Origin of the sequence: Paenibacillus sp. CR_12 (assembly GCF_041953985.1) — a bacterium.
In the GTDB taxonomy this organism is placed as follows: Bacteria; Bacillota; Bacilli; order Paenibacillales; family Paenibacillaceae; genus Paenibacillus_AQ; species Paenibacillus_AQ lautus_A.
This window is the reverse complement of sequence record NZ_JAVFHO010000004.1, coordinates 455,181-467,622: the sequence shown is the minus strand read 5'-3', so window position 1 is coordinate 467,622 and position 12,442 is coordinate 455,181. Positions and strand designations below refer to the sequence as shown.

4 protein-coding genes are annotated in these 12,442 nt (G+C 58.9%); all 4 read left to right on the top strand.

Translation table 11 applies throughout. The features are described 5' to 3' along the window. Positions 1-74 precede the first annotated feature (74 nt). The 4 genes from addB to RB297_RS17790 are packed head-to-tail and all read left to right on the top strand — an operon-like array spanning position 75 to position 12,404. The gene (gene addB, locus RB297_RS17805; RefSeq protein WP_375121039.1) at positions 75-3,605 is read left to right on the top strand and encodes a helicase-exonuclease AddAB subunit AddB; all 3,531 of its coding nucleotides are present in this window, start codon (positions 75-77) and stop codon (positions 3,603-3,605) included. Positions 3,606-3,610: 5 nt separating this feature from the next. Continuing rightward, complete coding sequence (gene addA, locus RB297_RS17800; protein ID WP_375121116.1) at positions 3,611-7,720, top strand: helicase-exonuclease AddAB subunit AddA; 4,110 nt, start codon at positions 3,611-3,613, stop codon at positions 7,718-7,720. 54 nt (positions 7,721-7,774) lie between these two features. After that, positions 7,775-8,959 carry an exonuclease SbcCD subunit D gene (locus tag RB297_RS17795; protein ID WP_375121038.1) on the top strand — a complete coding sequence of 395 codons (1,185 nt, stop codon included), beginning with the start codon at positions 7,775-7,777 and terminating at the stop codon, positions 8,957-8,959. A gap of 1 nt (position 8,960) precedes the next feature. Next, a complete protein-coding gene (locus RB297_RS17790) occupies positions 8,961-12,404 on the top strand; it encodes an AAA family ATPase (protein WP_375121036.1) in 3,444 nt (1,147 codons plus the stop codon). Positions 12,405-12,442: the final 38 nt, after the last annotated feature.

Below are 12,442 nucleotides of genomic sequence, written 5' to 3'. Positions count from 1 at the left end.
ATGATTTCACCGGATCAGCAGCTGGTTTTGAAGGTGAATGAGTCTCTTTCTGCAAGATGTAAAGGAGGCATAGCATGAGCGTTCAATTTGTTATCGGCAGGTCGGGCAGCGGCAAGAGCACGTCGATCCGCCAAGAGATGATCGAACGGTTGGAGCATAATCCCAAGGGGGATCCGATGATCCTGATCGTTCCGGAGCAAGGGTCCTATGAAGCGGAGCACGCGCTCGTCAATGCGGGAGGCATTCGCGGCATGATGCGCGCGCAGGTGCTTAGCTTCCGCCGTCTGGCTTACCGCGTCATGCAGGAAACCGGCGGAGCCGCGAAAGTGGCGATCAGCGAGGAAGGCAAGCGGATGCTGCTGTATAAAATTCTGCGGAGGCGCAAGGAAGAGCTCCACATGTTCGGCGCCTCGGGAGAGCAGCATGGCTTTGTCGGCAAGCTGAGCGAGCTGTACACGGAAATGAAGCGCTATTGCATTGACGCCTCATGCGTGGAGGAGCAGCTGGGACAGATGGTATCGGGCTCCGGGAATTCACCGATGCTGCGGCGGAAGCTGGAGGACATCGTAACGGTCTTTCGCGATTTCGAGCTTGAAATTTCACGGTTTTACATGGATGAGGAAGACACGCTGGCCTCATTGGCTGAGGGTGTGGCCGAATCGGAATATATCAAGCGTGCCGACATCTGGATCGACGGCTTCCACGGCTTTACGCCGCAGGAGTACCGGGTGCTGCGGGAGATCATCGCACACGCCAAGCGAGTGACGATCGCGCTGACGCTGGACAAGCCTTACAGGAACGGGACGGTTCCGCATGAGCTGGATCTCTTTCATCCTACTGCGGTGACGTACATAAAGCTCAAAGGGATTATCGATGAGATCGGGCTGGAGGCGGAGCACCGCATTCTTCATCCCGATGTTCTGCCGCGGTTTCAGGAATCTCCCATGCTTGCCCATCTTGAGCGCGGTTATGATCGGAAGAGACGCTGGGCGGAACCGGATGAAGGCCCGGACACAGCGAGCAGTCCAAACCGCGGGAGGAAAGGTCTGCTTTTACACGCTGCCAGCCATCGCCGGGCCGAAATCGAAGGAGCTCTGCGCGAAATGCTGCGGCTGGCACAGGAGGAAGGGGCAAGATACCGCGAAATGGCTGTTTTTGTCCGGAATATGGGGGACTATGAGCATCTGATGGGTCCTTTGTTCAGGGAATACGGCGTTCCTTATTTTCTCGATCAGAAGCGGAGCGAGCTTCACCATCCGCTGGTCGAGTTCATTCGCTCTGCGCTTGATGTCATCGGTCGCCGGTGGCGTTATGAGGACGTATTCCGCTGCGTGAAGACGGATCTGCTGCTGCCGCTGGACGGTTCGCTTACCCGTGAGGACATGGACCGTCTGGAGAACCATGCGCTGGCCTCCGGAATCCAGGGCACGCGCTGGACGGACGGCCGTCCCTGGAAGGGAGTTCCAAGCCTTTCTTTAGAAGAGGGGGAAAGCGAGATCCGCAATCAGGACGGCATGGCGGCGATCGAGTACGCCAGGAAGGTGATAACGGAACCGCTGCATGCGTTCGAGAAGCGGATGAAAAAGGCTGCGAGCGCGATGGATCAGAGCACCGCGGTCTATCGGCTGCTGGAGGAGTGCGCTGTGCCCGAGAAGCTGGAGCTGTTAAGCCGGGCCGCACTGGATGCCGGGCGTCCTGAGGAAGCCCGGGAACATCGCCAGGTATGGGGAGCCGTGCTCGGCCTGCTCGACCAAATCGTCGAGATGATGGGCGCGGAGAAGCTAAGCACCGAATTGTTTACCGGCGTGCTGGATACGGGACTTACGGAAATGAAAATGGCTCTTGTGCCTCCGTCTCTGGACCAGGTGCTCATCGGCAGCATGGACCGGACGCGGACGGGCGGGGTGAAATATGCTTTCCTTCTCGGCATTAACGACGGCGTGCTCCCGGCCCAGTTCCAGGATGACGGCATCCTGACGGAGCCGGAACGGGTTCATCTTGAAGACCGCGGGCTGGAGCTTGCCCCGAGCATATCCCGAAGACTGCTGGATGAACGGTTTCTGATCTATAATGCGCTGACTTCGGCCAGCAAACAGCTGTGGGTCAGCTACCCTGCAGCGGATGATGAAGGCAAGCCGTTACTGCCATCCGAGGTGGTGCGGCATCTGAAGCTGATGTTCCAGCTGGAAGAGGAGCCTTTGTTTCCAAGGCCGCATGCCGGGCAATCGGCCCTTGAGCAGGAGGGTTATGCGGTCCGTCCAGACAAGACGCTTGCTTATTTAGCGGGCCGGCTTCGCGACTGGAGGAATGGGGAGGAGATCCCGGATTTGTGGTGGCATGTTTACAACTGGTATGCGGAGCAGCCGGGTTTGCGGCCCCGCCTTACGACCATGCTCTCCTCCTTGTCTTACCGGAATGAAGCCCGGCCTCTCAAGCTGGAAACCAGCAGACAGTTGTACGGAACGAAGCTGCGGACAAGCGTATCCCGGATGGAGCGCTTTGTTGCCTGCCCGTTCTCCCATTTTGCCTCCCATGGGTTGAAGCTGAGAGAGCGGCAGCTGTACAGGCTTCAGGCTCCCGACATCGGACAGCTGTTCCATGCTGCCTTGAGCAGCATGGCCGTCAAGTTCCAATCGCAGCATCGAAGCTGGGGAGACCTGACCGCCGAGGAATGCCTGCGCGAAGCGGAAGCGACCGTGGATCGGCTCGCGCCCATGCTGCAGGGTGAAATCCTGCTCAGCTCCAAGCGGTACGGCTATATTTCGCGAAAGCTTAAAAACATCGTGGGCAGAGCATCGGTCATATTGGGAGAGCAGGCGAGGCGCGGCAAATTCGAGCCGATCGGCCTTGAACTTGATTTCGGTCCCGGAAAGCCGCTGCCACCCCTGGCGTTTGAATTGCCGAACGGGACCAAGATGGAGATTGTCGGGCGCATAGACCGGGTCGACATGGCTCGAGGCGAGCATGGCATCATGCTTCGAGTCATCGATTATAAATCGAGCCAGAAGGATCTGCGGCTGCATGAGGTCTATTACGGCCTATCCCTGCAGATGCTGACCTATCTGGACGTGCTGCTGACGTTTGCGGAGGAATGGCTGGGCGAGCAGGCCCTGCCTGCGGGAACCTTGTACTTCCACGTGCATGATCCGGTATTGCAGTCCGCCAACGGCATGACGCCGGAGCAGGCGGCGGAGGAGCTGCTCAAGCGCTACAAAATGAAAGGCCTGCTCCTGGCAGACCGCGAAGCGGTGTCCCTCATGGATTCGTTCCTTGAAAAAGGGCACTCTGCCATCCTGCCCGTCGCCGTCAAAACGGACGGCAGCTTCTACAGCAGCGCGGCCGTGGCAACGCCTGACCAGTGGGAGACCTTGTTGTCCGCCGTGCGGGAGAACATGCTGAACATCGGCTCCCGCATCACAGGCGGCGATGTCGCGATTAAACCGTACCGGATACAGCAGGAGACCGCCTGCACGTTCTGTTCTTTCCGGCCCGTATGTCAGTTCGACGACGCGATTGAGGGCAGCGAATACCAGCTGCTGGGCAAACCGGGCAAAGATCAGGTGTGGGATATGCTTGGACATCCGAAGGGAGGAGAGAGCCGGTGAGAGAGATGATAGCAAAACCCGAGGGAAGCATGTGGAGCGACGACCAGTGGAAAGCCATTGCGCTGTCGGGCGACGATATGCTGGTTGCAGCTGCGGCAGGTTCGGGGAAAACCGCCGTGCTGGTTGAACGGATCATTCGCAAAATCCTGGACGATGCCGCAGGGTTCAGCGTAGATCGGCTGCTTGTGGCTACCTTTACGAAAGCCGCCGCTGCCGAAATGCGGGGACGGATCCGGGAAGCGCTGGACCGTGAGCTGGACCGGGATCCGGACAATGAGCATATCCGGCGTCAGCTCGCTTTGCTTGGCAGAGCGTCGATTACAACGCTGCACTCCTTCTGCATGGAAGTCATTCGGCGATATTATCAGTTAATACCGCTGGATCCGGGATTCCGCATCCTGAACGAACATGAGGCGGATTTAATGCGGCAGGATATGCTGGAGGAGTTGTTCGAAGAGAAATACGGAGAGGCGGAGGGGGACCGGGAAAGCCGGTTTCTGCGCTTGGCGGACTGGTTCAGCGGCGAGCGAACGGACGATGCGCTGTACCGTCTCGTGCAGCGTCTATACGATTTCTCCCGCAGCCATTCATGGCCGTCACACTGGCTTAGGGAGACAGCCGCCGGCTTTCAGGTGGCCGATACGGAAGCCCTTGGTAACACGCCATGGGTCCAGAGCATCTTGGCTGATGCACGCCTGGCTCTGAACGGAGCGGCAGGGCTGCTGCAGCAAGCCAAGGCCATTGCCATGCAGCCGGGAGGGCCAACACCGTATGCGGACAATCTCGATGAGGACTTGCGGCTGGTGGCTTCCCTGCTGGAGGCCATCGATACTTCGCCGTGGGAATCGTTGTACGGCATTTTCCGCGAGGCGTCTTTCGGCAAGCTCAAATCCGTTCGTAAGGATGAGGTGCTGCCGGAGCTGCAGGAGCAGGTCAAGGAACTGCGCGACAACGTGAAGAAAATCGTAAATGAGCTGAAAAATGCATTGTTCGGCCGTCCGGCATCGGAGTTTTTGCGGGAGCTTCACACGGCAGCGCCGCTGATGATGGAGCTGGCCGAGACGGTGATCGCGTTTGGCGAGCGATACCGGGAGGCCAAGGCGGCCAAAGGCATGGTCGACTTTAACGACCTTGAGCATTACTGCCTCCATATACTTCGCCATCCCGATTCCGTGCCGGGACATATGATGCCTTCCGATGCGGCGATGGAATACCGCGAGCAGTTTGATGAAGTGCTGCTGGACGAATATCAAGATACGAACAGCGTGCAGGAAGACATCGTACGATTGATTTCCCGGGAGATGCCGGGCAACCGGTTTATGGTCGGCGACGTGAAGCAGAGTATTTATCGGTTCCGTCTGGCGGAACCGGGACTGTTTCTCGATAAGTACAAGACGTTTTCTTCTGAGACAGGCACGTCCCAAACGGGCATCCGTATTGATCTGGCCCGTAATTTCCGCAGCCGGATGGAAGTGGTGGACGCCGTCAATTTGCTGTTCCGGCAGATCATGAACGAATCGGTAGCCGAGATTGCCTATGATGAACGGGCCGAGCTTGTATGCGGAGCTTCCTTTCCGGAACAGGAAACGAACGGAGGCGCGAATCCCTACATGCCCGAAATGCTGCTGATCGACCGTGCCGGAAAAGGTCCGGAGGAGCAGTTCGATGAATCGGCTTCCGAAGAGGAGGGGATTCAGCTTGAGGCTGAGGCGCTCGAAATGGAAACCGCCCAGCTGGAAGCCCGCGCCATCGCACGCAAAATCCGCGAAATGACAGGCGAAAGCGGAAAGCCGCTCATGGTTTACGATAAAGGGGTGAAAACGATGCGGCCCGCCGGGTATGGGGACATGGTCATTTTGCTGCGCTCCGCCATGGTTTGGGCACCGTTAATTATTGAGGAGTTAAGGCAGGAGGGAATACCGGCATTCGGCGAGCAGAACAAGGGATACTTTCAGGCTACGGAAGTGGAGATCATCTTATCGCTGCTGCAGGTGATCGATAATCCGCGGCAGGACATTCCTTTGGCTTCGGTATTGCGCTCGCCCATTCTTGGATTATCCGAGGAAGAGATGGCACAGGTTCGCCTGTGCGCGAAAGGGTCTTATTACGATGCGCTGAAGGCGGCGGTCTCGTTAAGCGTCGCGCCGCCGGTCATGGATCCGGCACGCCCTATGGGCTTCGTCGACGGAAAATGGACGCCGGGCGCAGGACTGGAAGGCCTGGCCGAAGCCGCCGCCGGTCATGAGCTCGTAGCAGGCAGCCATCTTTCGGATGTCCCGCTATCGGCGGAGGGCCATGCTATCGAAATATCGGCGGAGCTTGGCGCCAAACTTGGATTGTTTATGGATCGGCTGCAGCGCTGGCGGCAGGAAGCGCGTCAGGGAAGCCTGAGCGATCTGATCTGGGGGATTTACAGCGAAACCGGATATTTGGATTGGGTTGGCGGCTTGCCCGGCGGCAAGCAGCGTCAGGGCAATCTGACCGCCTTATATGACCGGGCCGTGAAGTATGAACAGGACACAGCCTCGAGAGGGCTCTTCCGTTTTCTGACCTTTATCTCGCGTCTCCGCGAGCGCGGCGGGGATCTTGGCACGGCCGGAGGCACGGAAAGCCAGGGCAACGCGGTGCGCCTGATGACCATTCACAAGAGCAAGGGCCTGGAGTTTCCGGTCGTGTTCGTGGCGGGATTGTCCAAAAATTTCAACCAGCAGGATTTGAACGCCCCCTTCCTGATGCATAAGGAGCTTGGCTTCGGACCGAAGTTCGTGGATGAAGGCATGCGCGTAAGCTACCCGACGCTGCCAAACCTGGCGATTCGGCGCAGATCGCAGCTGGAGCTGCTGGCCGAGGAGATGCGGGTGCTCTACGTTGCGCTTACAAGGCCGAAAGAGAAGATGATCCTGGTCGGCACGGTGAAGGATTTGCCGAAAAAGGTGTCCGCTTGGGCACAGGCCGATTTTAACCCGGAGCAGCTTCTGCCGGATTACGTCCTTGCCCGGGGACGGAGCTACCTGGATTGGATCGGTCCGGCCGTGATACGGCATCCGTCTGCGGGTCCGCTCCGCGGACAGGCGGGATTGGAAGAGACGAGCTCGCGCGCGTTAGCGGCAGACCGATCGCAATGGATATTCTCGATTGAAACGCCGGAATCCCTGGCGCAGGGCATGACCGGCATGAGCGATGACGTTCAGGCGGACAGCGAAAATCGGATGACGAAGCTGAATGCCCTACGCAGGCTCGAGCCTGTCCCGGAATCTGCGATTGCCGAAGCGGAAGAGGAGGGGACGGATGTTCAGCGGGCTTCCATCGATCAGCGGTTGTCGTGGAATTATCGTTATGAAGCGGTCAGTCAAATATCGGCCAAAACGTCCGTAACGGAGATGAAAAAGCTGCTTGCCCTACAGGACAGCCCCTCCTTGGATTTGCTGGAGGAACGGGCCGTGAAACGCCGGAGCAGGGAACGTATAGACGCAAGCACTTCCTTCACGCTGAGCCTGCGGCGGCCGAAATTTATGGAGTCCACGAAGCTGACGCCCGCCGAGCGGGGAACCGTCTATCATACCATCATGCAGCATCTGCCGCTTCAACGGCTGGAAGACGCTGCAGAACCGACAGCGGAGATCGAAGAAACCATCCGTTACCTGGTGGAAAAGGAGATCATCACCGGTGAGCAGGCTTCCGCGGTGGAAGCAACGGAGATTAGCAGCCTTTTTGCTTGCGACCTTGGAAAGCGGGTGCTGTCAGCAGAGGATGTCTGGCGCGAGATGCCGTTTTCCTATGCGCTCCCAGCGGCAGAAGCTTATCAGGGTCTGGCTTTTCTGGACCCGATTTCGGAACACACGGCCCAGGGCTTGCCCGCGATGGAGCTGCTTCGGGACGAAACGGTGCTGATCCAAGGGGTTGTGGACTGCATGTTCAGGCATAACGGCCATCTTGTGCTGCTTGATTATAAGACCGACCGGGTGCTGGAGCATCGCGGCGGCCTGGCGGCCTTGGCTGACCAGTATCGTTTTCAGCTGGACCTGTATGCAATGGCTTTGGAGGATATTTTAGGCGAGCCTGTGCATGAGAAATGGCTGTACTTTTTTGATGGGGGACATGCCGTACAGGCATAACCTTTCGGTAAGTTATGTTTTGTTAGACGTTTGAAGCGGGAGAGGAGATTATCGATGCGTATTTTGCATACCGGGGACTGGCATCTGGGGCGCACGCTCGAAGGCCGAAGCCGGCTGGCCGAGCAGGAGCGTTTTCTGGATGAGCTGGTTAAGCTGGCGGACGATCAGCAGGCGGACCTGATCCTCATGGCGGGGGATGTTTATGATTCCGTCAATCCGCCTGCGTCAGCCGAGCAGTTGTTCTACGAAGCGGCCGCCAGACTTACGGAGGGAGGCCGCCCCATGGTGGTCATTGCAGGCAACCATGATCAGCCGGAACGGGTTGCATCGGTTACGCCGCTTGTTGCAGCCAGAGGCATCTCGCTGATAGGGACACCTATCGCCGATGCGGTAACGGTTGCCGCAGCCCGTACCGGAGAAACGGCCAAGATCGCAGCTCTGCCCTACCCGTCAGAGGCCAGGCTCAACGAGCTGTTATCGGTCGACGGGGATGAGGATCAGCTTCGCCGCGCCTACAGCGAGAGAGTCGGAAAACTGATGAGGATGATGGCAAGGGAATTTTCTCCGCAGACGGTCAATCTGGCGATGAGCCATATCTATGTCCTTGGCGGCGTCGAGAGCGATTCCGAGCGTCCGATTCAAGTCGGGGGAGCGTACACGGTTGATCCGTCGGCACTCGCTGTCGGCGCTGCCTATACGGCGCTGGGTCACCTGCATCGTTCCCAGGCTGTGAAAGGGGAGGGGATGATCCGCTACAGCGGATCCCCGCTGGCCTACAGCTTCTCGGAAGCGGGACAGGCGAAATCGGTGACCATGGTTGACGTATCGCCGGGAGGAGCTCCCGTGATTGAGGAGCTGTTTCTCAGCAGCGGCCGCCCGCTCGTCCGATGGAAGGCCAAAGGCGGCTTGGATGAAGTCTACCGCTGGCTGGATGAGGGGCGCGATCCCCAGGCTTTCATTGATCTGGAGGTATCCTTAACGGAGGCCATGGGGCTTGCCGATATTCAGCGGCTGCGCAAGAGCAGGGACGGCATCGTCCACATTCGTCCGGTATACCCGGAGATGGAAGCGTTGGAGCTGGAGAGCGAGCGCTCAAGGCTGCCGCTGCCGGACCTGTTCCGAAAGTTCTACCAACGGCAAACCGGGGGAGCTGAGCCTGAGGATCACCTGGTCGATTTGTTTCTGGAGCTGGTTGAGGAAGAGGAGTCTGAGTCTGACGGCACGGAGGTGAAGTCTTAGAATGAAGCCGATTTTGTTGAAGTTATCCGGACTGCAGAGCTACCGAAGCACGCAGGAGATTGATTTCGAAACGTTGTGCGAAACCGGGCTCTTCGGTATTTTCGGACCGACGGGCAGCGGGAAATCCACGCTGCTGGATGCGATTACCTTAGCCATGTACGGAAAAGTGGAGCGCGCGGTTAACGGAACCCAGGGCATCATGAACCACTCGGAGGACGGTCTGTCCGTCTCCTTTACGTTTGAGTTGTCTTCCGCGGCCGGGCTGGAGCGATACCGGGTAGAGCGCAGGTTCAAACGGGTAAACGAGCTTTCCATCAGCAATACGGTGAGCCGTTTCATTCGCGTTACCCCCGAAGGGGATCAGGTGGTGGCGGATAAATTGGCCGAGGTCACCCGCTGCGTCGAAGAGAAAATCGGGCTCAAAATGGACGATTTTACCCGGGCGGTCGTGCTTCCACAGGGAAAGTTCGCCGAATTCCTTTCCCTGAAGGGGAGCGAACGCCGGCAGATGCTGCAGCGGCTGTTCCATTTGGAACGGTACGGGGATCAGCTTGCGATCAAGCTCAGCCGCCGTGTTAAGGATACGGAGGGTTCTCTGAAATCGGTCGAAGCGGAACAGCAGGGTCTTGGAAGTGCAGGCAAGGAAGCTTTGGCGGAAGCGACTGCGGTGCTGGAACATGCCAAGAAACACGCGGCGTTATCCCGCAATCAACTCCAAGCCGCCATGGAAGCCCATGAAGCTATGGGAAAAATTCGCGAGCTGGATATGGAAAAGCGGCGGCTGCAGGGGAAGCTGGACGAGCTTGCCCAGCATGAGGAAGAGATGCAGCGGTTGGAACGCCGCCTTGAGCTGACAGGGGCTGCGGCCGCCGTTCTCCCCGCGCTCGAGGCATGGCGCGAATCCGGCAAGGCATGGGATCAGCGGCGGCGGATTGCCGAAGGGCTCCTGGCGCAAGCCGCGTCCGCCCAGCAGGCGGCCGAGCAGGCGGTGAAGGCGGATGAAGCCGCCCAGGATGCGCTTCGGGCCGAGGAACCGAAGCTGGTGCTTCGGGAGCAGCAGCTGGAGCAGGCCGTTATATTGCAGCGGGAACGCGATGCATTACGGGAAGAACTGGCCAAGCTGGATGCGCAGCGAACGAAAGCGCGCCAAGAGCGCGAAGGGGTAACGGCACTGCTGCATAAGGAGCAGGAGCTGCTCGAACGAGGCCGCAGGCGGCAGGAGGAGCTGCAGGGCAAGCTGAAAGGGCTGGAGACTCGCTCAGGGGAACGCCAGGCGCTTCATTTGGCGATGCAGAAGGTTCAAGCGCTTGAGGCTGTCCGAAGGCAAAAGCACAAGTCCGAGCTCGAACTGAAATCGCAGGAGGGCAAGCTGAAGGAGCTCGAGGCCAGATTGGGTACCATGCAGAAGCAGGAGCAGGAGCTGCAGCGCGACTACATACAGCTCTCCATGCAGGCTGACAGCTTGCAGCGTGACGCAGCCGAAGCATCGGCAATTGCCGATCGGATCGCCGCCGCCGCAGTCGAGGTAAGCCAGGCGATGAGCCGATCGCTTCGGGACAGACAGCTTCATGCGCTGTCCCTTTCGCTGGCCGCCGAGCTCCGGGCAGGCGAGCCTTGTCCCGTGTGCGGAAGTCAGCATCATCCGCAACCGGCCGTTTCGGCAGGACAGCCTGAAGAGACTTTGGATGAGGGCATGGACCGGCTGACGCGGATCACGCATCAAATCCAGGAAGCCAGACTGACCCTGCGGGGGCAGCATAACGAAGCGGAGTCGCTGGCAAGTCAATCGCGTTCGCAGATCGGCACTTTCGCAGACGGCGAATTGATTGACGCGATTTCCTTCAGGCAGAGCGGATCGATGGAAGCCGCGGTATCCGCCATGCCTGTCGCTGAAGGGCCGTACGACACGGAAAAGCTTGCTTCGGATACAGCCTGGCTCATAGAAGCGGCTGATGCTCAAGCTGCTGCCATCGGACAATGCCGAACGGAAGTTTCCAAGGTGCAGCAGAGTCTCCTGGCATGTCGGCAGGAGCTGATGAAACAGAGCGCCGCGCTGGAGAATGGACAAGCGGCAGAGCACCAGATGCGGGATCAGTTAGCCGGGTTGGAAACCGAAGCTGCGGACATTTTGGCTTCCTGGCAGGAAAGCAAGCCGGAATTTCCTTTGGAAGAGGCAGCTGCCCGTTTTCAGCTCATGCAGGAGAAGGACGCGGAATCCGAATCGATTAAGGAAGGGCTCGAGCGCAGCGTTCCATTCATCGAAGAGAAAAAGGAGGCCGTCCTCCGCTTGGAGCAGCAGCTGCTTGAGCTCGAAAAGCTGCAGATTCAATGGGATGCGCAGCGGGAAGGAAAGGCGGATGGCCTGAAGGATAAAGAAGAGCGGCTTCAGGCATGGATCGGAGACCGGTCGGCCGAGGAAATGCTGGGCGAGTGCAGGACCAGGATGAAGCTGCTGAAGGAGTCCGCGGAACAAGCCAGGAGCGAATGCAGGAAGGCAGAGGAGGCGGCTCGGCATGCAGCCAAGGAAGCGGCGCTTGCGGAACAGGCGGAAAGAGCCGCGCAGGAGCAGCACGTGGCTGCCAAGCTTGCCTGGGAGAACCAGCTGGCCGCCTCTCCGTTCGCTACGGAGCATGCCGTCATGGAAGCCTGCTTGACCCCGGAAGAAAGCGAACGATGTGCCCAGCTCGTAAAAGCGCATCGGGACGGGCAGCGGGAATGGACGCTGAGGCTTCGCGACGTCGAGCTGAAGCTTGGCACCCGCCCGTTCCAAGAAGAGGACTGGGAACGGTGCACAGCCGAGCTTCAGGCGGCCCGTGCAACCGACGAGGAAGCGCTGCAGGCGAGAGCCCGGGCGGAGCGGGATTTGGAAGACCTGAACCAGCGTCACGTCCGGTTCATGGAATTGGAAGAGCGGCGCCTAAACCTCCAGCGAGAGAGCGAACGCTTGTCCAAATTGCAGTCCTGCTTGCGCGGCAACGCGTTTGTTGAATATATTGCGGAAGAACAGCTGATGCAGGTGAGCCAGTCGGCTTCCCAGCGTCTTCGCTATTTGACCAAGCAGCGCTACTCGCTTGAGGTGGATTCCGGCGGAGGCTTTGTCATTCGGGACGATGCCAACGGCGGCGTCCGGCGTCCGGTATCCACTTTATCCGGCGGCGAGACGTTCCTGACCTCATTGGCCTTGGCTTTGGCGCTCTCCGCCCAAATCCAGCTGCGCGGGCAATATCCGCTGCAATTCTTTTTCCTCGACGAAGGGTTCGGCACGCTGGATCCGGAGCTGCTGGAGACGGTCATCACCGCGCTTGAGCGCCTCCATACCGATAAGCTAACCGTCGGCATCATCAGCCATGTGCCCGAGCTTCGGGCACGCCTGCCGCGCAAGCTGGTGGTACAGCCGGCGGAACAGGCGGGAGCGGGATCCCGGATTGCAATCGAATCGATGTAGCCGCAAAACATAAGGCGGTGTGATTTAAATCACGGAAA